Origin of the sequence: Pseudofrankia coriaricola (genome assembly GCF_032027725.1) — a bacterium.
Lineage (GTDB): Bacteria > Actinomycetota > Actinomycetes > Frankiales > Frankiaceae > Pseudofrankia.
Map to the genome: position 1 here is coordinate 445103 of NZ_JASNFO010000001.1, position 25747 is coordinate 470849.

The window sequence follows — 25747 nt, forward strand, 5'->3', positions numbered from 1 at the left end:
CGGCGAGGCGCTCCGGCGGCTCCGCACGCTGCGCGGACAGTCCCAGGCGGCATGTGCAGACTTTTTGCGGCGCCATGGACTGCCTTGGAATAAGGACACCGTCGCCACCATCGAGAACGGGCGGCGCGAGACCATGACGCTCCGGGACCTCGTCGGGCTGTCGATGGCCTACGACGTCCCGCTCGGCCACTGGTTCGACGGCCCCGGCGAGATTCGCGTCAGCGACACCGTCACGGTCACCCGCGACGACCTGCGGCGGGCGCTGCGCGGCGACCGGCTACCCCGTCGTGCCGACGGCGACGCACCCGACGACGACTCCCGCGTCCGGCATGGGACGGGGCGCCCGCCCGGGCTCCCGCATCTACCCGCGCACGGGTTCCATCTCCAGCCACGCCCGCTCACCGACGGGGAGACCCGCTCACTCCAGCTCGCGCGGGCCTACAACACCACGCCGGAGGCGGCCCACGGCATCGCCGAATACCTCTGGGGCCGTCCCCTGGAAGACGAGCGTGACCGACGACTCGGCGACACATCGGCGATGACGTCGAAGACGCTGCGCGCCAAGCGGGGCAGCATGACCCGGCTCCTGATCGCGGAGGCGGGAGAAGCGTTGTCCGTGCCGCCGTCCGACGCCAGGTTCGCCGAATTGTCGGCCGTCGTGTCTCGGGCCGTGGATCGGTCGGAGGCCCGAGTCCGTGCCGCCCGGACCGGCGGCGAGGTCACGGGCGAGCCCGGTCCTCCGGCCACGTGACCTCGACCGACCGCGGGTCAAACCCCTTGCCCTGCCGGGTCGACAGGATGCGGACGAATAGCCCGATGCTCCGGAGGACGGCGTGCCTCTGGGCCTGGTCGTCGATGTCGAGCCAGGTCACCTCCGGATCGTCGATCAGCCGCCGGATCACCTCGGCACCGACGCCGGGCACGGTTCGCCGGGCCTCCGCTTCGGCCTTCTCGATCTTGGGTCGCAGGTCCGCGGTAATCCGGATGAACTGCTCCCGGTCGATCAGATCGGCGTTGTAGTCATCCGTCGCGGTCGCGAGCTTCGCGCGCAGTCGCGCGAGCTCCTTCTGTGCGGCGCGTGCCCCGTCGTCGTTGCGCACGAACAGGGCGGCGGCGTCCGGCCGGCTGAACCGCTCGATGACGACCAGGTCCACGAGGTCGTCGACCCTCGCCTGATTCCTGCCGACGCAGCCCTTGATGCACTGGTACAGGACGTAGCGACCGACCTTGCCAACCCGCAGTTCCGCCCCGCACGCACCGCACACCGCGATCTCGGCCGCATACGTCAGCATGTGGCGCCGCGCGCCCGACCGGGATGTCACACGGCCAGGATCGCCGAGCAGGGCGACGACCTGGGCGTGGTCTGCCGGGTCGACGATCGCAGGCCATGCCGCCGGCCCGACGTCCTCGCCCCGGTAGATCCGCCGGGCCACGTTCGCGGGGCGCAGCGCCACCTTGCGGACCCCGGACGGCAACCATGCCTTCCCGCCGGGGGCGACCACCTCGCGGGCGTTGAGGTCGGCGGTGACGGCCTTGAGCGAGACGCCGGCGAGCAGGCGGTCGACGATCCAGCGGACGGTCCCGGCCTGCTCGGGGTGCTCGACGTCCTGCCAGCCGACCCGCCGGCCGCGGTCGTCGGTCAGGTACTCGCGTGCCCACCCGTAAGCGACCATCCCGTTCGCCCGTCCTTCGGCCGCGCGCCGCGCCGCCTCCGACGTCACCCGCTCGGACTTGATCTCCGATTCCATGGTGTCGAACTCTCCGAGCAGGCCGGTAAGTCCACGGCCGGAGGCGGTCGACAGGTCGAGATGCGGCCCCTTCGTAGCGATGATCCGAACACCGTGGCGGCCGAACAGTCCGATCGCGGCGGCGCGCTCTTCGCGGTTCCTCCATAGCCGGGACGTCTGGTAGACGATGATGACCTTGGCGGTGCCGGCGCTGATCGCCGCGACGAGGGCTTCGTAGCCGGGCCGGTGCGCGCCTCGAAGGGCGGAGATGTCGTCGTCGCGAAACTCCTGGACGATCCGCAGCGCGTAGCGAGGGGCGAGCGCGCGGCCGTCGGCGAGCTGGCCATCGACGCCTTTGTCGATGCCGAGGGGGTCGTCGGAGATGCGGCCGTAGTTGAGGGCCGGTTCGGGGTCGTCGCCCATGACCGGAGATGTTAGCCGGTTATGTCCCTACGGCTTCCCGGGCGGGCCGGGGAACACGCGCAACGACGCGGCCGCCTTCACCTCCCTGATGGACGGCCTGGAGACGAAGGTCTTCGGCCCACTGCCGGACACCACCTGGATCTACCCGGGCCACGGCAAGGACAGCACCCTTGGCCGCGAGCGCCCCCACCTGGCCGAATGGCGCACCCGCGGCTGGTAGGGCGGTCGGCAGGTCGGGTGAAGTCGGGAGCCCTGGGCTTGCGACGTGCGCAAACGTGGCAGGCTGACAATGTGAGCAAGGAGAAGTCGAAGGAGCGAGCGGCCGCCGTCGCCGCGCCGTCGGCGGCCGGTGCTGAGCCGCTTCCGGTCGTGCTGACCGAGGACGAGGCCGCCGCCGCCGCGGTGGCGCTGGTCGCGCTGCCGCAGGGCCCGGCGAGCGACGCCGCCCGGGAGGCGCTGCACAAGGTGCTCACCGCGCTCGGCCCCGCGGGCCACGACAAGGTCACGGAGCTTGCCTCCCGGACGTGGAACCGGCCCGACGGGCTGCCGCGCACGCCGGCCACCCCGGTCATCGAGGACGCCATGCGCGACGGGGTCGCCGTCAGCATCGACTACGTCGACGCGGCCGGGAAACCGAGCCACCGGCGGATCGAGCCGCACGCCTTCGCCTATGCCCGCGGCAACTGGTACCTGATGACGTGGTGCCTGGACAAGAACGCGCCGCGCTGGTTCCGCTGGGACCGCATCGAGCGCGCCGAACTCACCACCACGCCCATCCAGCCCCGCGTGGCCTTCTCCGTCTACCCGGCCCCCAGCCCCCGCGCCTGAGCCCGAGGCCGGCGCGCCCCGGCGCGGCGCGCCCCGGCGCCCGGCTCCGTGGCCGGGCGCCGGGCGGCGGGCTCAGCGGCCGGGGTGGTGGTTGGGGCGGCCGAAGCTGGAGGGGATCACGGTGCGGCCGCGCAGCGGGGCCGTCTCGATCGCGCGGCGGATCTCCGCCGGCCCGACCAGCCCGACCACCCGGGGACGTCCCCGCTCGTCGGGCTGCTCCTCGTCGAGGACCAGGACGTAGCCGGCGGCGGGCCGGCTGGCGAGCCGGGGGGCGACGATCGTCAGCGGCTCGTCGGGACGCGCCGTGGGGACCGAGGACAGGGGGATCGTCACCCGGCTCACCCTGGCGAGGCCGCGGTCGTCGAGCGGCACGGCGGCCAGGGCACGCGCCAGCGCGACCCCGGCCAGCGACTCGTCGAAGTCATGCACGGTGAACACGCTGGACACCGCACTCCCCGGCGCCGCGACGGAGCGCAGGGCCTCGTCCACGGTCTGCCACGACGACAGCCGGGGTGGCGGCGGGAGCATGACATCGCGGACGAACACGCCCTCGAGCGCGGTGCCGGCGCGCTGGCGCGCCTGCGCCAGCCGGGAGGTGCCCAGCGCCATCCAGCCCAGCAGCACCGCCCAGAGCCCGATCAGCCCGACGAGGAAGCAGGCGGCGACACCCGCGGCGATCATCGTCCACCCGATGAAGACGCCGGTCCGCGCGACGACCGCCTCGGCCCGGCGGGGGTCTCCGGTACGGCGCAGCACGAACGCGGCCAGGATCCGCCCGCCCGGGGTGCGGGGCGACGGCAGCAGATCGACCAGGGTGATGAGCAGGATGAACGTCCCCACCCACAGCGCCACCTGCGCGGCGAGGGCGAGCGTCCCCCCGGGCGCGAGCGCGCCGAGCGTCACGAGGACCGCGCCGAGCAGGCCCGTTGTCAGCAGGCCCGCGCGGGCGATGGCCGCGTCCGCCCGCGGGTCGAGCCCGCCCGGCCAGGGCTGGCTCCCGCCGGCCGCCTCGCGAGGCTCGGCCGGCGTGCCCGGCCGCTGCGCGCCGCTGGAGGGCTCCGCCGGGTAGGGCTCCGCGGGGACTCCCCAGACGATCTCGTCGTCGGGGCGGTGCCAGCCGCCCGGCGCTGACGGCCGGGCGAGCACGAGCCGGCTGCCGAACGCGCCGAGCACGATCGCGTGGACGTCGAGCCCGGCCCGCCGGGCCGCGACGGACCGTAGCAGGTCAGCGGCGACCAGGATCGCCAGCAGCAGGAGAGCGCCCAGCAGGCCGGCACTGAAGTACGCGGACCCCGTCCGGTTCGGGACGGTGACCGGCAGCGTCAGCCAGCCGAGCAGCGCGGTGACGACCGCGACCGAGACAGCCAGCCCCGGACGCACGGTGATCCGGGGCAGCCGCCCGCCCCGGCCCGCGTCATGGGTGGTCATTGCGCCTGCGGCTCCTTTCGAGGTTGCCTGCGCAGATTTGCCCTGCGCTGTTGCCCTACGCTCACTCAACGTCTGTCGTGCCCCTAGCCCTCCCGCCCGAACCGGCGATCTCGCCTCCAGTACCAGGGATCATGTGTTCCTCCAACGGATCCGGCCACTCGCCTCGGAAACTTGTCGGAGCCTTGTGGTGTTCTGGAAGACATGAGCACGACGTTCGAACGCCCCACCCTGAGCGTGGAGCGCTCCAGCGCGCCCTTCACGGTCGTCTCCGACTACCAGCCGTCCGGCGACCAGCCGGCGGCGATCAAGGAGCTGGCGCGGCGCATCAGAGCCGACGAGAAGAACGTCGTCCTGCTCGGCGCGACCGGCACCGGCAAGTCCGCGACGACGGCGTGGCTCATCGAGGAGCTACAGCGCCCGACGTTGGTGATGGCGCCGAACAAGACGCTCGCGGCCCAGCTGGCCAACGAGTTCCGCGAGCTGCTGCCCAACAACGCGGTCGAGTACTTCGTCTCTTACTACGACTACTACCAGCCTGAGGCGTATATCGCCCAGACTGACACCTACATCGAGAAGGACTCCTCGATCAACGAGGAGGTCGAGCGGCTGCGCCACTCGGCGACGATGAGCCTGCTCACCCGCCGGGACACGGTCGTCGTCGCCTCCGTGAGCTGCATCTACGGCCTCGGGACTCCGCAGGAGTACATCGACCGGATGGTCCGGCTGACCGTCGGCGAGGAGATCGACCGCGACATCCTGCTGCGCCGGCTCGTCGACGTCCAGTACGCCCGCAACGACCTGGCGTTCACCCGCGGCACGTTCCGGGTGCGCGGCGACACGGTCGAGGTGTTCCCCGTGTACGAAGAGTTGGCGGTGCGCATCGAGCTGTTCGGCGACGAGATCGAACGGCTCTCGTACCTGCATCCGCTGACCGGCGAGATCGTCCGCGAGGTGCAGCAGGTCCACGTCTTCCCGGCGACCCACTACGTCGCGGGCCCCGAGCGGATGGAACGGGCGATCGCCGGCATCGAGGAGGAGCTGGCCGCCCGGCTGGAGACGCTGGAGGGGCAGGGCAAGCTGCTGGAGGCGCAGCGGCTGCGGATGCGGACCACCTACGACATCGAGATGATGCGCCAGGTCGGGTTCTGCTCCGGCATCGAGAACTACTCGCGCCACATCGACGGCCGCGCCGCCGGCACCGCGCCGCACACGCTGCTCGACTACTTCCCCGACGACTTCCTGCTGGTCATCGACGAGTCGCACAACACGGTGCCGCAGATCGGCGGCATGTACGAGGGCGACATGTCCCGGAAGCGCAACCTGGTCGACCACGGCTTCCGGCTGCCGTCGGCGATGGACAACCGGCCGCTGCGCTGGGAGGAGTTCCTGGAGCGCATCGGCCAGACCGTCTATCTGTCGGCGACACCCGGCCCGTACGAACTAGGGTGCGCGGACGGTGTCGTCGAGCAGATCATCCGGCCGACCGGGCTGATCGACCCGGAGATCGTCCTCAAGCCGACGAAGGGCCAGATCGACGACCTCGTCCACGAGATCCGGCAGCGGGCGGAGCGTGACGAGCGGGTCCTCGTCACCACGCTCACCAAGAAGATGTCCGAGGACCTCACCGACTACCTGCTGGAGCTCGGCATCCGGGTGCGCTACCTGCACAGCGAGGTGGACACGCTGCGCCGGGTGGAGCTGCTCACGGAGCTGCGTCGCGGCGACTACGACGTGCTGGTCGGCATCAACCTGCTGCGCGAGGGCCTCGACCTGCCCGAGGTGTCGCTGGTGTCGATCCTGGACGCCGACAAGGAGGGCTTCCTGCGTTCCGAGCGGTCACTGATCCAGACGATCGGCCGCGCGGCCCGCAACGTCGCCGGCCAGGTGCACATGTACGCCGACAAGATCACCCCCTCGATGCGGACCGCGATCGAGGAGACGAACCGCCGGCGCGCGCTGCAGGTCGCTTACAACGAGAAGAACGGCATCGACCCGCAGCCACTGCGCAAGAAGGTCATCGACATCCTCGACGACATGGTCCGGGAGAACGCCGAGGGTGAGCTGTACGGCGGCGGCCGGGCGCAGTCGCGGGGCAAGGCCCCGGTGCCCGGCATGAAGTCGCGCACCGGCAGGCAGGACGCCGTCGGCCGCTACGCCGCGGAGCTCGCCGGCATGCCCCGCCACGACCTGGCCAACCTGATCCGCCAGCTCGACGACCAGATGCACGAGGCCGCCAAGGAGCTCCAGTTCGAGCTCGCCGCCCGCCTGCGCGACGAGATCGCCGAGCTCAAGAAGGAGCTCCGCGGCATGACCGCCGCCGGCGTCGACTGACGGCGGCCCAGAACCGGCGGCGCTGTCGACCCGGCCGGCACCTTCCGTGCCGAGCCGGCCGAGAGCGGCCGGTATGGGCCCGGCGACAGTCGTGGCCGCCGGGAGTCTCCTGATCCGGTCTGTTAGTGATCCTGGGGACAACGGCCGCCGGGTGTGCGAAGGAAGATCATTTTCGCACACCCTTTGGCCCTCTAGTGATCCTGGGGACAACGGCCGCCGGGTGTGCGAAGGAAGATCATTTTCGCACACCCTTTGGCCCTCTAGCCGGCGGACAGCGCGGCGAGGGCGGACGTGACGAGGTGGCGCATCAGGCCGGGCCGGGTGCCGCGGTATCCGGCCAGGAACCCGGCGGGCGGCAGGAGGACCCGGCCCGCCGACTCGTGACCGCCCGTCCAGGGGAGCAGGCGGTGGACCCGGGCGACATAGATGATCATATAGGTCAGGTCGTCCGGGCCGAAGTAGTCCGACTCGATGACCTCGACCAGCGTCAGCTCGCCCAGCTCGGCCCTGATCTCCTCGAGCGCCTCGCGGCGGGCCGTCTCCTCGGGCGACGTGTCGCGCCACTGGACGTGCCCGCCGGGCAGGTCGAGCCCGCGCGCGAGCTCCGCGAGCACCAACCGGCCGTCGTCGTCGACGGCGACCACCGAGGCGCTCGTCACGGCCTCGAACGCCGGCCGGGCCTCCCGCCCGAGACAGGTCAGCCGGGTCGGGCCCCGACCCGGTCGCGACCGCACCGTCGGGCGCCGATCCTCATCCGCCGCCGGGCTGCCCGCCGCCGTCATCTGCCCTCACCCTCCGTGCCCGGCCCGGCCAGGCCGCCTCTACGATCATGCACTACCGCGTCCTGGTGGCGATCGAGGACGTGAGCGGGGACAATCGGCGCATGACCATGATCAGTGTTCCCGCTGAGATCACGCTTGGCGATGTGGCCGCCATGGGGGAGGCCGACGAACTGCATCGCTACGAGCTCAGTGACGAGGGGGAGCTGCGGGTCATGATGACGCCGACACCGGAGCACTCCCGCATCGTCATGCGGCTGACCGCCTGGTTCCTGCGGAACGGGTCCGACGAGGAGCGGCTGCGGACCGACCTTGGCATCTACACGGGCGGCGGTCGCCAGCCCGACCTGACGGTGTGGTCGGACGCCGCGCCCGACGTCGGTGTCGCCTCGGTCTACGTCCCGGTGGACGGGCTTCAGGTCGTCATCGAGGTCGTCTCTCGCGGGTCGCGGCAGAACGACCTCGTGGACAAGGCCAGTGAGTACGCCCGGGCGGGCATCGAGCGGTACTGGACGGTCGAGCAGGGCGGCACCCAGCCGGTCACGTTTCGAACCCTGGCGACGGGCCGTTACTCCGCCTCGGGACCGCGCCCGCTTGAGTGGGTGCTCAAGCGGCACCCTGGCGACTTCGGACTGAGCTAAGCGGCGGCGCCAGCCGGGCGGACGTCGCCTGTGGGCTGACCGCCCGCTCAGGCGCGGAGAAGCTCGTCGAGGACGGCGTCGAGCTCGCGCTCGGGGTGCTCCTGGCCGGCCGGGACGACCCGCTCGGTGCGCTCCAGGAAGTCGCGCAGCGGTTCGGCGCCGAGGATGACGGTTGAGCGCGAGGCGCCGTCGGTGAGCTCCAGCTGCACCTCGGCGCGGCGCGGGTCGGGGGTGAAGCGCACGTCGCCGTCGCCAGTGGGCTTCTCCAGCCCGGCGCGCAGCGCGTCCCGCGGGGCCACCCAGTTGCCCTGGGGCAGCGCCGGGTGGTCGGGCCGGGAGACCAGGGTGATGCTGACGGCCAGCGGGTCGCAGGCACGCCAGGTGACCACGAGGACAGTGACCCGCCCGCTCGTCGACGCGTCGTCGACGACGAACTCGGTGCTGACGTCCAGACCCTGCACGGGTGGGTCCCTCCCTTGATGCGCCTGCCAGGCCGACGACGACGCTTTCTCCCAGCAGCCAAGTTTCCCAGTTGCTGATTTGAGGGTCGCAGCGTCGCGTCCCAGGTGCCAGCCGGATGCGGACGGCTTGCCGACAGGCAGCCGCGCCCCGCGGCGTCATCGCCGCTGTGCTGTCTTCCTGGTGGCGCTCTCGCGGGAGGTCCCCGACAGCGGATGCGCCCCTATAGCCGTGCACCCTTACGGTGATGCGCCCTTGCTGCCGTACGCGGTATGGCAATACCGACGCGCGCCTTCCGGCCCCACTGCCATAGGCCTTGCGGCGACATCACCATCCGCCCGGCGGCAACGCCGGCCACGCTGCGCGCCGCCACCCCCCAGCGGCGGCGCGCACTCGCGCAAGCACGCTACGTCCACGATACGTGGTGCTCCTCGCCCGCGCCTGGACGGGTAGGGAAAGGGCGGTAAAGAAAAGAGGCCCGTGCGGGCGGCCTGTCCCACGGGGCGGCGGCCCCGCCCCGCCCGATCGGCGGCCACACACCTGTAGCTGTCTTTCGGCGCTGGCGCGCCGCTCGCCGGGCTGACCTGGCTCTCGCGGGCGGTGGCCGCTCACCCGTGCGCGCGCCGCGCCGACCGCCGCGCCCGGGAACGGCGGCGCGGCGGACGGGTGCCGCGACGCGCGTGGGCCGCCAGGAACGCGGCGCGCGAGGGACTTCATAAGGCTGTGAGGGCCCGGTACGCCGTGCGCGAGACACGGTAAGGACACGGAGCGGTCGGGTTCGCGGGGCACCCCTAGGCGGGTATCGACGCTCTGCGTGATGAAATGGTTACGTGGAGGCGCTGTCTGATCGTGACCCGGGCCGCCGTAGGCTCGACCTATGGCTGATCCGGCGTCCTACCGACCCGCGCCGGGCTCGATCCCCGAGACCCCGGGCGTGTACCGCTTCCGGGACCCTCATGGCCGCGTCCTCTACGTCGGCAAGGCCAAGAACCTGCGCGCCCGGCTCGCCAACTACTTCACCGACGTCTATGCGCTGCATCCTCGCACCCGCACGATGGTCACCACCGCGAGCTCCGTCGAGTGGACCGTCGTGTCCACCGAGGTCGAGGCGCTCGCGCTGGAGTACACCTGGATCAAGGAGTATGACCCGCGGTTCAACGTCCGCTACCGCGACGACAAGAGCTACCCGAGTCTCGCCGTGACGCTGCAGGAGGAGTTCCCGCGACTCCAGGTCATGCGCGGGCCGAAGCGCAAGGGTGTCCGCTACTTCGGCCCCTATGCGCACGCCTGGGCCATCAGGGAGACGCTGGACCTGCTGCTGCGGGTGTTCCCGGCGCGTACCTGCTCCGCCGGCGTCTTCAAGCGCGCCGGGCAGGTCGGCCGGCCGTGCCTGCTCGGCTACATCGACCGCTGCAGCGCGCCCTGCGTCGGACGGGTCACAGCGAGCGAGCACCGCCAGATCGTCGATGACTTCTGTGACTTCATGGGCGGCCAGACCGGCAGGTTCCTGCGCCGGCTGGAGAAGGAGATGCGGGACGCCGCCGACGCCCAGGACTACGAGCGGGCCGCCCGGCTGCGCGACGACGCCGGCGCGCTGCGCCGCGCGATGGAGAAGCAGGCTGTCGTGCTGCCCGATGGCACCGACGCCGACGTCGTCGCGTTCGCCGACGACGAGCTGGAGGCGGCGGTCCAGGTCTTCTACGTGCGCGACGGCCGGGTGCGCGGCCAGCGCGGCTGGGTCGTCGACAAACTGGCGGACGTTGGCACCCCCGACCTCGTCGAGCAGTTCCTCACCCAGGAGTACCTGGGGGACAAGGACGTGGGCGACGGTGCCCCTTCGGGCGGCGAGGGGCGGGCCGACATCCCGCGGGAGGTCCTCGTCCCGGAGCTGCCGACCGACGCCGAGGCCGTGGCCGAGCTGCTCGGCCGCTACCGCGGCGGGCGGGTCGAGGTGCGCGTCCCGCGCCGCGGCGACAAGCGGACGCTGTTCGAGACCGTGGAGCGCAACGCCAAGCAGGCGCTCATGCTGCACCGCACCCGGCGCGCGAGTGACCTGACGGCGCGTAGCCAGGCGCTCGCCGAACTGCAGGAGGCGCTCGGCCTCGCCGACGCGCCGCTGCGGATCGAGTGCTTCGACATCTCGAACATCCAGGGCACCAACGTCGTGGCGAGCATGGTCGTCTTCGAGGACGGCCTGCCCCGCAAGTCCGAGTACCGGCGCTTCTCCATCCGGGGAGTGGCCGGCCAGGACGACGTCGCGAGCATGTACGAGACGGTTGGCCGGCGGTTCAGCCGGTACCTGGCCGAACGGTCGCGTACAGGCGAGCTGCCCGGCACGGAGGAGGACGCCCGGAGCGAGGCCGGGCCAGCCGGCCTGACCGTCGAGGACGGCGGGGGCGCGCTGACCTCCCGGATCACGACCTCCCAGATCGCCGACCTCCCAGATCGGCTCCCAGACCTCCCCGATCGGCTTCGCCAATCGGGCAGGGACCCCGGATCCGGCAGGGACCCTGTCGCCGATCCGGCAGGGACCCCGTCCGCCGATCCGGCAGGGACCCTGGGGTCGAGCGAGCTCCCCGCCGGCGAGCCGCTGGTGGTCGACGGGCGGCCCCGCAGGTTCGCCTACCCGCCGAACCTGGTCGTCGTCGACGGCGGGCCCCCGCAGGTCGCCGCGGCGGCGCGGGCGCTGGCGGACCTGGGGATCGAATCGGGGCCTGGCGGGGTGGCCCTGTGCGGGCTCGCCAAGCGCCTGGAGGAGGTCTGGCTGCCGGACGACCCGGACCCGGTCATCCTGCCGCGCACCAGCGAGGCGCTCTACCTGCTGCAGCGGGTGCGGGACGAGGCTCATCGGTTCGCGATCACCTACCACCGGCAGAAGCGGTCCGCGTCGATGACGGCGTCGCTGCTGGACGGCGTGCCGGGACTGGGCGAGACCAGGCGCAAGGCGCTGCTGCGCACGTTCGGCTCGGTCGCGAAGCTGCGGGCGGCGAGCGTCGAGGAGATCGCCGGCGTGCCCGGGATCGGCCCGCGCACCGCCGCCGCCGTCGTCGCGGCGCTCGCCCAGAGCGCCCTCGGGGCGCCCGCCGCACCCGCGCCGGCAGTCGACCCGCTCACGGGCGAGGTCCTGACGGAGAACTCGACGACAGAGAACTCGACGACAGAGAACTCGACGACAGAGGGAGAGCACGCCGTGACAGGGGGGAATACGCCGTGACCGCCGCCGCACCCAGCGGGCCGCTGGATCTCGCGATAATCACTGGGCTGTCCGGCGCCGGCCGCAGCACCGCGGCCAAGTGCCTGGAGGACCTGGGCTGGTTCGTCGTCGACAACCTGCCACCGGCGCTGTTGTCGACGATGGCCGAGCTGGGCCGGCGCTCCGGCGGCGGCGTCAGCCGGATCGCGGTCGTCGTCGACGTGCGCGGCCGCGCGTTCTTCGCCGACCTGCGGGCGGCGCTCGACGCGCTCGACGCCGCCGGCACCCGGCCGCGGGTGCTGTTCCTGGAAGCCAGCGACGACGCGCTGATCCGCCGGTTCGACCACGTCCGCCGCCCGCACCCGCTGCAGGGCGACGGCCGGGTCGTCGACGGCATCAGCCGGGAGCGGGCGCTGCTCGCCGAGCTGCGCGGAGAGGCCGACCTGGTGCTCGACACCACCGACCTCAACGTCCACGAGCTGCGCTCGAAGATCGACGCCGCCTTCGGGCAGCCGGGTGGCAACCGGCTCAACGCCACGGTCATCTCGTTCGGCTACCGCTATGGGCTGCCGCTGGACGCGGACCTGGTCGCCGACTGCCGCTTCCTGGCCAACCCGCACTGGGTGGAGGCGCTGCGGCCGTTCACCGGCCGCGACCCCCAGGTGCGCGACTACGTCCTCGATCAGCCGGGCGCCAAGGAGTTCGTCGACCGGTACGCCGAGCTGCTGCGCCTCGTCGGCGAGGGGTACCTGCGCGAGGGCAAGCGGTACCTGACCCTCGCCGTCGGCTGCACCGGCGGGCGGCACCGCAGCGTCGCCGTCGCCGAGGAGCTCGCCGCGCGGCTCGCCGCGACCGGCGTCGGCGTCCAGATCGTGCACCGCGACCTGGGCCGGGAGTGACGCCCGTGCCCCACCACCCCCACGACGTGGAAGGCCAAAGGGCGTGCGAAAATGATCTTCTTTCGCGCGCCCGGCGGCCGCTGTCCCAGGACTACTGCCCGGAGATCCCATGACCCAGGTTCGGGCGGCCCAGCTCCCGGCGCCCGGGGCGCCGGCCGTCGTCGCCTTCGGCGGCGGGCACGGCCTCGCCGCGTCGCTGTCCGCGCTGCGCCGCATCACCGACCGGGTGACAGCCGTTGTCACGGTCGGTGACGACGGCGGGTCGTCCGGGCGGCTGCGCCACGAGCTCGGCGCGCTCCCGCCCGGCGACCTGCGGATGGCGCTGGCGGCGCTCGCCGGCTCGGACCAGTGGTCACGGACCTGGACCGACGTGTTCCAGCGCCGGTTTGTCGGCGGTGGGCCGCTGGCCGGGCATGCGCTGGGCAACCTGGTGCTGGCCGCGCTCACCGAGCACGTCGGCTCGCCGGTGGCGGCGCTCGAGCTGGCCGCCGAACTGCTCGGGGCGTGCGGCCGGGTGCTGCCGCTGTCCGAGGACGGGATCGACATCGTCGCCGAGGTCACGGGCCTCGACCCGGACGACCCGGCGGCGACTCACCGGGTGCGCGGCCAGGTGGCCGTGGCGACCACCCGGGGCTCGGTCCGCGAGGTCTGGGTGGAGCCGGCGGAGCCGCGGGTCTGCGCTCCGGCCTGTGCCGCCGTCGAGGAGGCGGACTGGCTGGTGCTGGGCCCCGGCTCGCTCTACACCAGCATGCTGCCGCACCTGCTGGTGCCCGAGATGCACAAGGTGATCACCGGCGCGGCGGCGCGCCGGCTGGTCGTGCTGAACCTGGTCGCGCAGCCGGGGGAGACCGAGGGCTTCACCCCCGAGGCGCATCTGCGCGTGCTCGCCCAGCACGCCCCGGGGTTCGCCGTGGACGTGGTGCTCGCCGACCCGGCGGCCGTCCCCGACCCCTCGGCGCTGGCTGCGGCGGCCGCCGGCCTCGGCGCCGCGCTGCACCTCGCGCCGGTCCGCTCGGCCGACGCCGCGGGGGTCCACGATCCCCTGCTGCTCGCGGCCGCCTTCGACGCCGTCTTCTCGGCGTCCGGCCCCGTGGCCGGCGGCATCCCAGGTCCGCCGGCCGGCGCGGAAGCACGGACGGCACGCGCGACCCTGACCACAGAGTCACCAGTGGCCCACCGTGGGCCGGGCTCGGCCGGTGAGCAGACCTCCTGGAGCGACGACCTCCCGGATCGACGACGCGCTGGATCGGCGAGGCCGATCCAGCAGGGACCTCGTCGCCGATCCGGCGGGAGCCCCGTCGCCGACCCAGTGGGAACCCCTGGCCCTCCCGACCCGCGGGCAACGGCCCGCGACCTCAAGGAGTGATCGGTGTGGCGGCGATGACGGCCACCGTGAAGGACGAACTCAGCCGGCTGCGGGTGGCGAAGCCCTGCTGCCGGCGCGCCGAGATGGCGGCATTGCTGCGTTTCGGCGGCGGCCTGCACATCGTCGGGGGCCGCATCGTCGTCGAGGCGGAGCTCGACACCGGGGCAACCGCGCGCCGGCTGCGCCGGGAGATCGCCGAGGTGTTCAGCTTCCCGTCGACGATCGCGGTGCTCGCGGCCGGCGGCCTGCGCCGCTCGGTCCGCTACATTGTGCGGGTCGAGCGCGACGGTGAGCAGCTCGCCCGGTCGACCGGGCTGCTCGACCAGCGCGGCCGCCCCGTCCGCGGGCTTCCGCCGCAGGTCGTCACCGGCTCGGCCTGTGACGCGGCGGCGGCCTGGCGGGGCGCGTTCCTCGCGCACGGCTCGCTCACCGAGCCGGGACGGTCCTGCTCGCTGGAGGTCACCTCGCCCGGCCCGGAGGCGGCGCTGGCGCTCGTCGGCGCGGCCCGCCGGCTCGGGGTGCAGGCCAAGAGCCGGGACGTGCGCGGCGTCGACCGCGTGGTGATCCGCGACGGCGACGCGATCAGCGCGCTGCTGACCAGGATCGGCGCGCACGACAGCCTGCTGGCCTGGGAGGAGCGGCGGATGCGCCGCGAGGTCCGCGCGACCGCCAACCGGCTGGCGAACTTCGACGACGCGAACCTGCGCCGCTCGGCTCGGGCGGCCGTCGCCGCGGGCGCGCGGGTGCAGGCCGCGATGCGCATCCTCGGCGACGACGCTCCCGAGCACCTGCTGGCGGCCGGCCGGCTGCGGCTCCAGCACGCCCAGGCGTCGCTGGAGGAGCTCGGCGCGCTCGCCGACCCGCCGCTGACCAAGGACGCCGTCGCCGGCAGGATCCGCCGCCTCCTCGCCCTCGCCGACAAGCGCGCGAGCGTCCTCGGCATCCCCAACACAGAGGCGAGTGTGTCGCCCGAGTTGCTGGAGAATGCGTGATGTGCGTGGTCGCCGGGGGGTGATCCGGCCCCCGTTGGGCCTCGGATACCAACCCGGCGGCGCAAAGTCGTTAGGCTCTGTGGCGGCAACGGAACATGACGGCGGCACGACGGTAGGGAGTCCGCGGACGTGGCTACGCGAGTAGGGGTCAACGGTTTCGGTCGGATCGGCCGGAACTTCTGGCGAGCGCTGGCGGCGAGCAAGCAGGGTGGGCTCGAGGTCGTCGCGGTCAACGACCTCACCGACAGCAAGACCCTGGCCCACCTGCTGAAGTACGACACAACCCTGGGCACGCTGTCCGAGACGGTCAGGGCAGTCGACGGCGGCATCGAGGTCGGCGACGCCACCATCAAGGTGCTGGCCGAGCGGGACCCGGCGGCGCTGCCCTGGGGCGAGCTGGGCGTCGACATCGTCATCGAGTCGACCGGCCGGTTCACCGACCGCGCGTCGGCCGCGAAGCACCTCGAGGCGGGCGCGAAGAAGGTCATCATCTCCGCCCCGGCCAAGGGCGAGGACCTGACTGTCGTCATGGGCGTGAACGACGACGCCTACGACCCGGCCAGCCACCACGTGCTGTCGAACGCGAGCTGCACGACGAACTGCGTGGCGCCGCTGGCAAAGGTCCTCGACGAGGCGTTCGGCATCGAGAACGGCCTGATGACCACGATCCACGCCTACACGAACGACCAGGTGATCCTGGACTTCCCGCACAGCGACCTGCGCCGGGCCCGCGCGGCCGCGCAGAACATCATCCCGACCACCACCGGCGCGGCCAAGGCGACGGCGCTGGCGTTGCCGAAGCTCAAGGGCAAGCTGGACGGCATCGCGATGCGGGTGCCGGTGCTGGACGGCTCGGTCACCGACCTGGTGGTCAACCTGGCGAGGCCGGCCAGCAAGGACGAGATCAACGCGGCCTACCAGGCGGCGGCCGACGGCCCGCTGAAGGGCTACCTCGTCTACACCGAGGACCCGATCGTGTCGTCGGACATCGTCGGCACGCCGGCGTCGTGCACCTTCGACTCGCTGCTGACCATGTCCACGGGCACCTTCGTGAAGGTCGTCGGCTGGTACGACAACGAGTGGGGCTACTCGAACCGCCTCGTCGACCTCACCGCCCTGGTCGCCAGCCGCCTGGGCTAGCCCCGCCAGTCGAAGGCAGAGAACCGCTGTGACGAGCCGCCCGGTGCCCCCGGCACCGGGCGGCTCGTCCTTTGGGCCGTTCTTGTCGCCGGCCGTGCGACGGGGCCGGCAGGCAGACCCCCGTTGGGCCGGGCCTGTCAGACAAGGCCAAGCCAGTGCGGCAGCAAACGCAACAGGCAGCGCGACGCGACGTGGAAGCAGGACCTAGCCACAAGAGGCGACCGGCGGCGCGACGTGACGTCGAAGCGGGACCTAGCCACAAGCAATAGGAGACGCCAAGCGTGAGGACGATCGACGACCTGCAGGTCGCCGGGCACCGGGTGCTGGTCCGCAGCGACCTGAACGTGCCGCTCGACAGGTCCGGCGACACCCCGCGGATCACCGACGACGGCCGGGTGCTGGCCAGCGTGCCCACCATCAGGACGCTCGCCGAGCGCGGCGCCCGCGTGGTGGTCTGCTCCCACCTGGGCCGGCCTAAGGGTGAGTACGACGAGAGGTACTCGCTCGCCCCGGTCGCGGCCCGGCTCGCCGAGGCGCTCGGCCGGCCGGTCGCCTTCACCGGCGACGGCACCGCCGACATCGCGGGCTCGGCGGCCGCGGAGGTCGTCGCCGGGCTCGGGGACGGCGAGGTGGCCCTGCTGGACAACCTGCGCTTCAGCCCGGGGGAGACCAGCAAGGACGCCGCCGCGCGCGCCGCGTTCGCCGACGAGCTGGCCGCGCTCGCCGAGTTCTACGTCGGCGACGCGTTCGGCGCCGTGCACCGGGCCCACGCGAGCGTCGCCGACGTGCCGAAGCGGCTGCCGCACGCGGCCGGCGGGCTGGTGCTCGCCGAGCTGTCGGTGCTGCGCGGGCTGGCCGGCGGCGACGCCGGCCGGCCGTACGTGGTGGTGCTCGGCGGGTCGAAGGTGTCCGACAAGCTGGGCGTGATCCGGGCGCTGCTGCCGAAGGTCGACGCCCTGCTCATCGGGGGCGGCATGTGCTTCACGTTCCTGGCGGCCCAGGGCCACGGTGTCGGCGCGTCGCTGCTCGAGGCCGAGATGATCGACACCTGCAAGAACCTGCTCGCCGAGGGCGGCGAGCGGATCGTGCTGCCGCGGGACGTCGTCATCGCCGACCGGTTCGCCGCGGACGCCGCGACCGACGTGGTGCCGGTGACCGGCATCCGCGACGGCTGGCTGGGGCTCGACATCGGCCCCGAGTCGACGGAGCTGTTCGCCGGCAGGCTCGAGGGCGCACAGACGATCTTCTGGAACGGGCCGATGGGTGTCTTCGAGCTGGCGCCGTTCGCCGCCGGCACGAAGGGCGTCGCCGAGGCCATCGCCGCGCGGGACGGCTTCACGGTCGTCGGCGGCGGCGACTCCGCCGCAGCGGTGCGCACGCTCGGTATCCCCGAGGCGTCGTTCAGCCACATCTCGACCGGTGGCGGCGCGAGCCTGGAGTTCCTGGAGGGCAAGTCCCTGCCCGGCCTCGCGGCCCTGGAGGTCTGAGCCCCATGACTCCTCCTCCGCTGGGACGCTCGGGTGGCAAGCCGGCCGGTAGCCCGAAGCCGAAGGGAACCGGCCGCCGCACGCTCGTCGCGGGCAACTGGAAGATGAACCTGAACCACCTCGAGGCGATCGCGCTCGTCCAGAAGGTCGCCTACGACCTCAAGCCCGACGAGCTGGACCGGGTCGAGACGGTCCTCTTCCCGCCGTTCATCGACCTGCGCAGCGTGCAGACCACGATCGACGGGGACAAGCTGGCGGTCGGCTACGGCGCCCAGGACCTCTCACCGTTCGACTCCGGCGCGCACACCGGCGACGTCAGCGGGCCGATGCTGGCCAAGATCGGCTGCACGTATGTGATCGTCGGGCACTCGGAGCGCCGCACCGACCACCACGAGACGGACGCGGTGGTCGCCGCGAAGGCCGGCGCCGCCTACCGGAACGGGCTGACGCCGATCGTGTGCATCGGTGAGCACGAGGACGTCCGGGTGGCCGGCGCCCACGTCGAGCACTGCCTGGCGCAGCTGGACGGGTCGCTCGCCGGCGTGACGCCGAAGCAGGCGGAGACGATCGTCATCGCCTACGAGCCGGTATGGGCGATCGGCACCGGCCGGACGGCCTCGGCGCAGGACGCGCAGGACATGTGCGCTGCCATCCGCGGGCGGCTCGCCGAGCTGTTCACGCCGGTGATCGCCGCCGGGATCCGGGTGCTCTACGGCGGCTCGGTCAAGGCGGCGAACGCCGCCGAGCTGTTCACCATGCCGGACGTCGACGGCGGTCTGGTCGGCGGCGCGAGCCTGGTGGCCGAGGAGTTCACCGCAATTGTCCGCAGCGGGCCGCCGGCCTAGGCCGACGGCCAGACGAACCAACCCAGCACCGACGCCACAGGGCCCGGGCCGCGACCAGCGGCCCGGGCCCTGTGCTGTCTAGCTGCCGGGCCCCGTGCTGTGTAGCTGTGCGGCGGCTTCTGCTCCTGGACGGCCGCTGAGGCGGCCGGGCTCGGTCGTCGGCGCGCCGCCGGTGTGACGTTGGTCTTCCGTTGTGTATTGGGCTGGTGGGCTGCTGAGGCCGTGCTCCGCGGCGGCTGGTCCCGGTCGCCGTGGCAATTTCGCTCGCCGTGGCGGGCCGGTGGCCGTGGCGGGTCGTCGCGGTTGCGATCCGTCGCGGTGTGTTCTGTTACGGCTGTGCTGGTCGGGGGGTTGCGCCGACACGTCGGCGGCGCCAGCAGTTCTCCCCTTCGTAACGCAGACGTTACATAAAGGTCATCGTATGGCAAATGGGAAACGTTTCCTCAGCACTTCATAACATCCGCTATCCAGCGCGCCCCGGCAACGCTACCGTGCGTTGACTTTCTTGCTTTGGGCGGAAACGTTTATTTCGCCTGCTCCGGAGGTGGTTTGTGGCGGTGCCGGTGCAACTGGAGCCGACGAATCTGACGCCCGGACCGCCGGCGGTCAAGCCGGTCGCTGGCCGGTCGCTCTGGCGGATCGCGTGGTCGCGGCTGCGCAAGGACAAGGTCGCCCTGGCCAGCGCCGCCTTCGTCATCCTCGTCGTGCTCGTCGCCATCTTCGCGCCCGTGCTGACGTCGATCGTCGGAGTGAATCCGGACGAGCCGAACTACGGCCTGCTCGACCCGAACACGGCCCTTCCCGCGGGGTCGTTCGGCGGCATGAGCTCCCATCACCCCTTTGGTGTCGAGCCGCTCAGCGGGCGCGACGTCTTCGCCCGGGTCGTCTACGGCGCTCGCATCTCGCTGCTGGTCGCGTCGCTGGCGACCCTGCTCTCCGTCGTCCTCGGCACCGTGATGGGCCTGATCTCCGGCTACGTGGGCGGCTGGATCGGCGGCCTGATTGCCCGGCTGATGGACCTGCTGCTCGCCTTCCCGCTGCTGCTGTTCGCGATAGCCATCGTCGCGGTGATTCCGGACAGTGCCTTCGGACTGAACGGCAACACGCTGCGCCTGTTCATCCTGGTGTTCATCATCGGGTTCTTCAGCTGGCCGTACATCGGCCGGATCGTCCGGGGCCAGGTGCTCTCGCTCAAGGAGAAGGACTTCGTCGCGGCCGCGCGTGGGACCGGCGCCGGGTCGATCCGGATCATGATGCAGGAGCTGCTGCCGAACCTGGTTGCGCCGATCCTCGTCTACACCACCCTGCTGATCCCCACGAACATCCTCTTCGAGGCCGCGCTGTCCTACCTGGGCGTGGGCGTGAAGCCGCCGACCTCGTCCTGGGGCGACATGCTCTCGACCGCCGCGGGCGGGCTGTTCAGGGTCGACCCGACCTTCATGGTCGTGCCGGGCGTGGCGATCTTCCTCACCGTGCTGGCTTTCAACCTGCTCGGTGACGCGCTGCGGGACGCCTTCGACCCCCGAGGCGGCGGCTGACAGCCCGCCTGCAGTGACCAACCTCGTGCCGGAGTCGACCACACCACCACACCTGGCGTGGCGGCGAGACCCGCCGCACCGCCGTTCGGCCGGATCCGCCCGCAACGACGCGGGCCGGGCTTGGCACGCACGGGCAGTCCTCGGCCCATCCCGGGGCAGCACCGCACAAGAAGAGGGGAACCGGATGAGGAAACACTCGGTCTGGATCAGGACCGGCGTGCTCGTCGCGGCCGCCGGCCTGGTCCTCGCTGCCTGCGGCAGCGGCGGCGACGACAACGGCACCACCGGTGGGAGCAGCGCCCCCGCCGCCGCCGGCCTGCCGACGACGACGGACCAGTTGTTCTACGCGTCGGACAAGAAGGGCGGCACGCTGAACGCGTTGTCGGCCGGTGACTGCGACTCGTGGGACCCGGCGCGGACCTACTACGCGTCCTGCTGGGACCAGCAGCGCTGGATCGCCCGTACGCTGCTGACCTACGAGACCAAGCCGAACTCGGCCAAGCTCGTGCCGGACCTCGCGACCGAGGTCCCGACGTCACCCGACGGCGGGAAGACCTGGACCTACAAGCTCAAGAGCGGCATCAAGTTCGAGGACGGGACCCCGATCACGTCCAAGGACATCAAGTACGGCATCGAGCGTTTCTTCGCCCAGGACATCATCAACGGCGGCCCGACGTTCCTGATCGACTACCTGCAGACCGACCCCGCGTACGAGGGCCCATACAAGGACACCACCCCCGACAAGCTCGGCCTGACCTCCGTTGAGACGCCGGACGACAGCACTCTGGTCTTCCACCTGACGAAGGCGTTCACGGACTGGAACTACATCATGGCCCAGCCCGGGGCCTCGCCGGTGCCGCAGGCAAAGGACACCGGTGACAAGTACACGTCGCACCCGGTGGCGTCCGGCCCGTACAAGTTCGACAAGTACGTGCCGAACCAGTCGCTGACCCTGGTCCGAAACGACCAGTGGGACCAGTCGACCGACGACATCAACAAAGCGCTGCCGGACAAGATCGTGATCACCATGGGTCTTGAGTCGGCCGAGATCGACAACCGGCTGATGTCCGGTGACGCCGACATCTTCCTCGACCAGACGGGCGTGGACACCGCGGCGCGGACCCAGCTCCTGGCCGACCCCACGCTGCGCAAGGCCCGCACGACGGTCGACCTCACCGGCTTCCTGCGTTACCTGAGCGTCGCCACCACGGTGAAGCCGTTCGACAACGTCCACTGCCGCCTCGCGGTCGCGTACGCGGTCAACAAGCAGGGCCAGGTCGCCGCGCGCGGTGGCCCGACGGCCGGTCAGCCCGCGACGACGATGCTCCCGCCAACCGTCGCCTACTACGCGCCGTTCGACATCCTCCCGACGCCGAACAACGCGGGTGACCTCACCAAGGCCAAGGACGAGCTGAAGGCCTGCGGCCAGCCGAACGGGTTCTCCACGAAGATCACCGTCCGGAGCAACCGGCCGCTCGAGGTCAACCAGGCGACCGCGCTCCAGGCGGACCTGAAGAAGATCGGCATCAACGCCTCGGTGGAGAAGTTCGACTCCTCGCAGTACTTCTCGGCCGTGATCGGCATCCCGAAGAACGTGCAGGAGAAGGGCTACGGCCTGCACATCACCGGGTGGGGCCCGGACTGGCCCTCGGCCTACGGCTTCTTCAGCTCCATCGTTGACGGCCGGAAGATCCTTCCCCAGGGCAACAGCAACTACGCCGAGCTCAACGACCCGACCGTGAACAAGGGCATCGACGACGGCCTCGCCGCCACCGATGACGGCGCCGCGCAGGCCGCGTGGACCTCGGTCGACAAGGCTGTCGTGCAGTCCGGCGCCTACGTCCCGCTGATCTACGACAAGGCGATGAACCTGTACAGCGACCGGATCACGAACATCCAGTTCTCGCCCGGTTACAACATGGCCAACTTCGCCGCGCTGGGCGTGGTGCGGTAACCAAAGGCCGGCGGTCGCTGGTCCGAGAGAAGAGAAACACGCCGTAGACCCGGCCGCCGGGTGGGCTCACGTCCACCCGGCGGCCGGGCCCACGCGGCGACGCAAGGCCCCCGAGACGCTGACAGAAGCGGAGACCACCAGACATGGCCGGATTCGTCATCCGCCGGGTGCTCGGCGGGATCGTGATCCTCTGGCTCATCAGCGTCATCACGTTCCTGCTGTTCTTCCTGGTACCGAAGGTGCTGGGCTCGAATCCAGCGATCCTGTTCGCGGGCCGGTCCCCGAGCGAGGCGGCCGTCGCCGGTGTGACGAAGAAGCTGGGCCTCGACCAGCCGATCGTCGTGCAGTACTGGCACTTCCTCGCGGGGATCTTCACCGGCCGGCACTTCGACGCCGGGCCGGACAAGACCTGGTGCCCGCCGCCCTGCTTCGGCTACTCGTTCAAGAACAGCGAGCCGGTCTGGCAGGAGATCACCAGGGCGCTGCCGGTCACCATCTCCCTGGCGCTGGGTGCCGCCGTGCTGTTCCTGCTCATCGGCGTCGGCATCGGCATCCTCTCGGCGCTTCGCCGCGGCTCGGTCGTCGACCGGGCGGCGATGACCGTCGCGCTCGGCGCCGTCTCGTTGCCGGTCTACTTCACCGGCCTTGTCCTGTTGCTACTGGTCAGCTACCAGTGGCGGATTTTCCCGAACATCCACTATGTGGCGTTCCTGGACAATCCCTTGCTCTGGGCGCGCAACCTGCTGCCCGCGTGGATCGTGCTCGCCTTCCTGTACTCCGCGATGTACGCCCGGCTGACCCGGGCGAGCATGCTGGACGTACTCGGCGAGGACTACATCCGGACCGCCCGGGCCAAGGGCCTTCCGGAGCGCACGGTCGTCGGCAAGCACGCCCTGCGCTCCGCGCTGACCCCCGTGGTCACCATCTTCGGCCTCGACCTCGGCTCGCTGCTCGGCGGCGCGGTGCTGACGGAGACCACCTTCGGCTTCCGGGGGCTCGGGAAGACATCCATCGAGGCGATCTCGACCGGGGACCTGCCGACGATCCTCGGGGTCACCATCTTCGCGGCGGGTTTCGTGGTCCTGGCCAACATCCTCGTCGATGTCTTCTACGCGGTCGTCGACCCGCGGGTACGCCCAACATGATCGTCGAGCTCGCACGAGTCACGGCCCGGAGCAACCCACGACTGAACGGGGGAGTGAGATGACCGCGCGGCCCGAGCCGTCGGCCGCCGCGGGCACCGCGGCCGCCCTGGTGGACCGGCACTACCTCGACGTACGCGACCTGCGGGTGACGTTCGGCACCGACGACGGCGACGTGCGCGCCGTCAACGGCCTGTCGTTCGGCCTGGAGCGTGGCCGGACCCTGGGCATCGTCGGGGAGTCCGGCTCGGGCAAGAGCGCGGCCAGCCTCGCCCTCATGGGCCTGCAGCGCGGCCGGCGTACCACCGTGGCCGGTGAGATCTGGCTCGACGGCGAGAACCTGGTGACCGCGTCGCCCGAGCGGGTCCGGTCGCTGCGCGGCCGGCAGATGGCGATGATCTTCCAGGACCCGCTGTCGGCCATGCACCCGTACTTCAAGATCGGTGACCAGATCATCGAGGCGTACCGGGTGCATCACGACGTCTCCAAGAAGGTGGCGAAGAAGAGAGCCATCGAGCTGCTGGACCGGGTCGGCATCCCGTCCGCGGCCCGCCGGGTCGACAGCTACCCGCACGAGTTCTCCGGCGGCATGCGCCAGCGCGCCATGATCGCGATGGCCCTGTCCTGCGACCCGTCGCTGCTCATCGCCGACGAACCGACGACGGCGCTCGACGTCACGGTCCAGGCCCAGATCCTCGACCTGCTGAACGACCTGCAGAAGGAGTTCAACTCGGCGATCATCATCATCACCCACGACCTCGGCGTGGTCGCCGAGATCGCCGACGAGGTGCTGGTGATGTACGCCGGCAACGCCGTCGAGCACGGCCCGGTACAGGAGATCTTCAGCGCGCCGCAGCACCCCTACACCTGGGGCCTGCTCTCGTCGATCACCCGGCTCGACCGGACCCGTTCCGACCGGCTGCGCGCTGTGCCGGGCAACCCGCCGAGCCTCATCGCCGTGCCGGACGGCTGCCCGTTCCACCCCCGCTGCCAGTACGCCAACCTCGCCGGCCCTGCGACGCGCACCGAGCGGCCTACGCTGGAGACGGTGGCGCCTGGCCACCGGGTGGCCTGTCACCTGCCGGTCGAGGCCCGTGTCCGGATCTTCCGTGAGGAGGTGGCACCGAGCCTGTGAACAGCCACGACTCGACAGGCCCCGCGTCCACGGGCGGAGCCGCGCCGGTGGGCGCCGATGCCTTCCTGAAGGGCGCCGCGCCGCCCGCGCCGTCCACGTCGCCGGCGGCGCCGGTGGTCATGGACAAGCCCGATCCGGTCCCGATGGAGAAGCTCGCGGCGGTCACCACCGCGGCGTCCGGCGATGCGCTGCTGCGGGTCACCGATCTCCAGGTCCACTTCCCGGTCACCCAGGGCGCGCTGGTCGCGCGCAAGATCGGTGCGGTGCGCGCCGTCGACGGGCTGAACTTCGCGATCCGCCGCGGCGAGACGCTGGGGCTGGTGGGGGAGAGCGGCAGCGGCAAGAGCACCACCGGCCGGGCGATCGCCCGGCTGCTGGAGCCGACCGGCGGCAAGGTCGAGTTCGACGGGCGGGACATCACCCACCTGTCCGCCAGAACGATGCGGCCGCTGCGACGCGACATCCAGATGATCTTCCAGGACCCGTACACGTCGCTGAACCCGCGGCACACCGTCGGGTCGATCGTCTCCGCGCCGCTGAAGATCGTCGGCGACCTGTCCGGGGACGCCCTCAAGGCCCGCGTCCGGGACCTGCTGGAGCTCGTCGGCCTGTCCCCCGAGCACCTCAACCGCTACCCACACGAGTTCTCCGGCGGACAACGGCAGCGCATCGGCATCGCGCGGGCGCTCGCCACCCATCCCAAGCTCGTGATCGCCGACGAGCCGGTCTCCGCGCTCGACGTCTCGGTGCGTGCCCAGGTCGTCAACCTGTTGGGCGACCTGCAGTCCGAGCTCGGTCTGACGTACATGTTCATCGCCCACGACCTGTCGGTGGTGCGCCACATCAGTGACCGGGTCGCCGTGATGTACCTTGGCACGATCGTCGAGATGGCCGATCGGGCCGGTATGTACGAGCATCCGTTGCACCCGTACACCCATGCCCTGCTGTCGGCCGTCCCGGTGCCGGACCCGGCGAAGCAACACCGGCGGGAGCGGATCCTGCTGCGGGGTGACCCACCGACCCCGCTCAACCCGCCCGCCGCGTGCCGGTTCAACCCACGTTGCTGGAAGGCCGAGGAGGTGTGCAGGACCGTGGAGCCACCTCTGGTGGAGATCCAGCCGGGTCACCAGGTCGCCTGCCACTTCCCCGAGGAGCGGGAGCTGGTCTAGATGGAGATCGGGCTGTCCATCGTCGTGATCATCACGAGTGTGATGCTCGTGATGCTGGTGCTGTTGCACCGGGCGAAGGGCGGCGGTCTGTCGACGCTGTTCGGCGGTGGTGTCTCGTCGTCGCTCGGTGGCTCGTCGGTGGTCGAGAAGAACCTCGACCGGCTGACGATCGCCGTCGGGACGGTGTGGATCATCGCGATCATCGGGCTCGGCCTGCTGCTGAAGAGTTGAGCCCGCGTCGCGCCGCCGGCCACGCGCTGCGTCGGCCGGC

21 protein-coding genes and 1 pseudogene are annotated in these 25747 nt (G+C 71.5%); 18 read left to right on the forward strand and 4 right to left on the reverse strand.

Annotated features, from left to right (window positions below; all coding sequences use genetic code 11):
• Positions 1-133: 133 nt before the first annotated feature.
• Complete coding sequence (locus tag QOZ89_RS01915; protein WP_312622830.1) at positions 134-751, forward strand: hypothetical protein; 618 nt, start codon at positions 134-136, stop codon at positions 749-751.
• On the opposite strand, the gene QOZ89_RS01920 is transcribed toward QOZ89_RS01915, so the two are convergent.
• Positions 720-2150 (reverse strand): recombinase family protein, encoded by a 1431-nt coding sequence (locus tag QOZ89_RS01920; RefSeq protein WP_312622831.1) that lies wholly within the window; start codon positions 2148-2150, stop codon positions 720-722. The genes QOZ89_RS01915 and QOZ89_RS01920 overlap by 32 nt on opposite strands.
• Positions 2151-2184: 34 nt before the next feature.
• Here QOZ89_RS01920 and QOZ89_RS01925 point away from each other — a divergent pair.
• Together QOZ89_RS01925 and QOZ89_RS01930 are read left to right on the forward strand one after the other, a co-directional pair.
• Positions 2185-2370, forward strand: a pseudogene (locus QOZ89_RS01925) (MBL fold metallo-hydrolase); the annotation flags it as partial.
• A 71-nt stretch (positions 2371-2441) separates the two neighbouring features.
• Complete coding sequence (locus tag QOZ89_RS01930; RefSeq protein ID WP_241842187.1) at positions 2442-2978, forward strand: helix-turn-helix transcriptional regulator; 537 nt, start codon at positions 2442-2444, stop codon at positions 2976-2978.
• Positions 2979-3050: 72 nt separating this feature from the next.
• Here the strand turns inward: QOZ89_RS01930 and QOZ89_RS01935 are convergent, their stop codons facing one another.
• A complete protein-coding gene (locus QOZ89_RS01935; protein ID WP_312622832.1) occupies positions 3051-4406 on the reverse strand; it encodes a peptidase M50 in 1356 nt (451 codons plus the stop codon).
• A 201-nt stretch (positions 4407-4607) separates the two neighbouring features.
• Between QOZ89_RS01935 and uvrB the strand changes: the two genes are divergently transcribed.
• On the forward strand, positions 4608-6737 hold the full coding sequence (gene uvrB, locus QOZ89_RS01940; protein WP_312622833.1) for an excinuclease ABC subunit UvrB: 2130 nt from the start codon (positions 4608-4610) through the stop codon (positions 6735-6737).
• A 260-nt stretch (positions 6738-6997) separates the two neighbouring features.
• Here the strand turns inward: uvrB and QOZ89_RS01945 are convergent, their stop codons facing one another.
• Positions 6998-7519, reverse strand: coding sequence for an NUDIX hydrolase (locus tag QOZ89_RS01945; RefSeq protein WP_312622834.1), 522 nt, complete (start codon positions 7517-7519; stop codon positions 6998-7000).
• Positions 7520-7620: 101 nt separating this feature from the next.
• Between QOZ89_RS01945 and QOZ89_RS01950 the strand changes: the two genes are divergently transcribed.
• Positions 7621-8157: a Uma2 family endonuclease gene (locus QOZ89_RS01950; RefSeq protein WP_312622835.1), complete on the forward strand. Its 537-nt coding sequence runs from the start codon at positions 7621-7623 to the stop codon at positions 8155-8157.
• A gap of 47 nt (positions 8158-8204) precedes the next feature.
• Here QOZ89_RS01950 and QOZ89_RS01955 read toward each other — a convergent pair whose 3' ends face one another.
• Entirely contained in the window at positions 8205-8618 is a 414-nt protein-coding gene (locus tag QOZ89_RS01955) for an SsgA family sporulation/cell division regulator (RefSeq protein WP_071052344.1), read from the reverse strand.
• 875 nt (positions 8619-9493) lie between these two features.
• Between QOZ89_RS01955 and uvrC the strand changes: the two genes are divergently transcribed.
• The 13 genes from uvrC (at position 9494) to secG (ending at position 25707) form a co-directional block, all read left to right on the forward strand.
• The gene (gene uvrC / locus QOZ89_RS01960; RefSeq protein ID WP_312622836.1) at positions 9494-11830 is read left to right on the forward strand and encodes an excinuclease ABC subunit UvrC; all 2337 of its coding nucleotides are present in this window, start codon (positions 9494-9496) and stop codon (positions 11828-11830) included.
• The gene (gene rapZ / locus QOZ89_RS01965; protein WP_071052346.1) at positions 11827-12708 is read left to right on the forward strand and encodes an RNase adapter RapZ; all 882 of its coding nucleotides are present in this window, start codon (positions 11827-11829) and stop codon (positions 12706-12708) included. Before uvrC ends, rapZ begins: the two co-directional genes overlap by 4 nt.
• Before the next feature lie 109 nt (positions 12709-12817).
• Positions 12818-14074 (forward strand): gluconeogenesis factor YvcK family protein, encoded by a 1257-nt coding sequence (locus QOZ89_RS01970; protein ID WP_312622837.1) that lies wholly within the window; start codon positions 12818-12820, stop codon positions 14072-14074.
• A 5-nt stretch (positions 14075-14079) separates the two neighbouring features.
• Positions 14080-15066 carry a DNA-binding protein WhiA gene (whiA, locus tag QOZ89_RS01975; RefSeq protein WP_071052368.1) on the forward strand — a complete coding sequence of 329 codons (987 nt, stop codon included), beginning with the start codon at positions 14080-14082 and terminating at the stop codon, positions 15064-15066.
• A gap of 129 nt (positions 15067-15195) precedes the next feature.
• Entirely contained in the window at positions 15196-16206 is a 1011-nt protein-coding gene (gene gap / locus QOZ89_RS01980) for a type I glyceraldehyde-3-phosphate dehydrogenase (protein ID WP_071052348.1), read from the forward strand.
• A gap of 281 nt (positions 16207-16487) precedes the next feature.
• Positions 16488-17693: a phosphoglycerate kinase gene (locus tag QOZ89_RS01985; RefSeq protein WP_071052349.1), complete on the forward strand. Its 1206-nt coding sequence runs from the start codon at positions 16488-16490 to the stop codon at positions 17691-17693.
• A gap of 5 nt (positions 17694-17698) precedes the next feature.
• The gene (gene tpiA / locus QOZ89_RS01990; RefSeq protein WP_071052350.1) at positions 17699-18538 is read left to right on the forward strand and encodes a triose-phosphate isomerase; all 840 of its coding nucleotides are present in this window, start codon (positions 17699-17701) and stop codon (positions 18536-18538) included.
• A gap of 557 nt (positions 18539-19095) precedes the next feature.
• Positions 19096-20076 carry an ABC transporter permease gene (locus QOZ89_RS01995; protein WP_241842188.1) on the forward strand — a complete coding sequence of 327 codons (981 nt, stop codon included), beginning with the start codon at positions 19096-19098 and terminating at the stop codon, positions 20074-20076.
• A 184-nt stretch (positions 20077-20260) separates the two neighbouring features.
• Positions 20261-22030, forward strand: a complete 1770-nt coding sequence (locus tag QOZ89_RS02000) for an ABC transporter substrate-binding protein (RefSeq protein WP_071052352.1) — start codon at positions 20261-20263, stop codon at positions 22028-22030.
• 143 nt (positions 22031-22173) lie between these two features.
• Positions 22174-23175: an ABC transporter permease gene (locus QOZ89_RS02005; RefSeq protein WP_071052353.1), complete on the forward strand. Its 1002-nt coding sequence runs from the start codon at positions 22174-22176 to the stop codon at positions 23173-23175.
• Positions 23176-23233: 58 nt separating this feature from the next.
• Entirely contained in the window at positions 23234-24307 is a 1074-nt protein-coding gene (locus QOZ89_RS02010) for an ABC transporter ATP-binding protein (RefSeq protein WP_071052354.1), read from the forward strand.
• A 47-nt stretch (positions 24308-24354) separates the two neighbouring features.
• Complete coding sequence (locus QOZ89_RS02015) at positions 24355-25476, forward strand: ABC transporter ATP-binding protein (protein WP_274536606.1); 1122 nt, start codon at positions 24355-24357, stop codon at positions 25474-25476.
• Positions 25477-25707: a preprotein translocase subunit SecG gene (secG, locus tag QOZ89_RS02020; RefSeq protein WP_071052355.1), complete on the forward strand. Its 231-nt coding sequence runs from the start codon at positions 25477-25479 to the stop codon at positions 25705-25707.
• The last annotated feature ends 40 nt before the right edge of the window (positions 25708-25747 follow it).

Bases quoted from the DNA above. Each gene is read 5' to 3' on its own strand.
- secG (WP_071052355.1), top strand. From the start codon at position 25,477: ATGGAGATCGGGCTGTCCATCGTCGTGATCATCACGAGTGTGATGCTC.
- QOZ89_RS01970 (WP_312622837.1), top strand. From the start codon at position 12,818: ATGACCCAGGTTCGGGCGGCCCAGCTCCCGGCGCCCGGGGCGCCGGCC.
- tpiA (WP_071052350.1), top strand. From the start codon at position 17,699: ATGACTCCTCCTCCGCTGGGACGCTCGGGTGGCAAGCCGGCCGGTAGC.
- QOZ89_RS01915 (WP_312622830.1), top strand. From the start codon at position 134: ATGACGCTCCGGGACCTCGTCGGGCTGTCGATGGCCTACGACGTCCCG.
- QOZ89_RS01920 (WP_312622831.1), bottom strand. From the start codon at position 2,150: ATGGGCGACGACCCCGAACCGGCCCTCAACTACGGCCGCATCTCCGAC.
- QOZ89_RS01935 (WP_312622832.1), bottom strand. From the start codon at position 4,406: ATGACCACCCATGACGCGGGCCGGGGCGGGCGGCTGCCCCGGATCACC.
- uvrB (WP_312622833.1), top strand. From the start codon at position 4,608: ATGAGCACGACGTTCGAACGCCCCACCCTGAGCGTGGAGCGCTCCAGC.
- uvrC (WP_312622836.1), top strand. From the start codon at position 9,494: ATGGCTGATCCGGCGTCCTACCGACCCGCGCCGGGCTCGATCCCCGAG.
- QOZ89_RS02005 (WP_071052353.1), top strand. From the start codon at position 22,174: ATGGCCGGATTCGTCATCCGCCGGGTGCTCGGCGGGATCGTGATCCTC.
- QOZ89_RS02010 (WP_071052354.1), top strand. From the start codon at position 23,234: ATGACCGCGCGGCCCGAGCCGTCGGCCGCCGCGGGCACCGCGGCCGCC.
- QOZ89_RS01950 (WP_312622835.1), top strand. From the start codon at position 7,621: ATGACCATGATCAGTGTTCCCGCTGAGATCACGCTTGGCGATGTGGCC.
- QOZ89_RS02000 (WP_071052352.1), top strand. From the start codon at position 20,261: ATGAGGAAACACTCGGTCTGGATCAGGACCGGCGTGCTCGTCGCGGCC.
- QOZ89_RS01945 (WP_312622834.1), bottom strand. From the start codon at position 7,519: ATGACGGCGGCGGGCAGCCCGGCGGCGGATGAGGATCGGCGCCCGACG.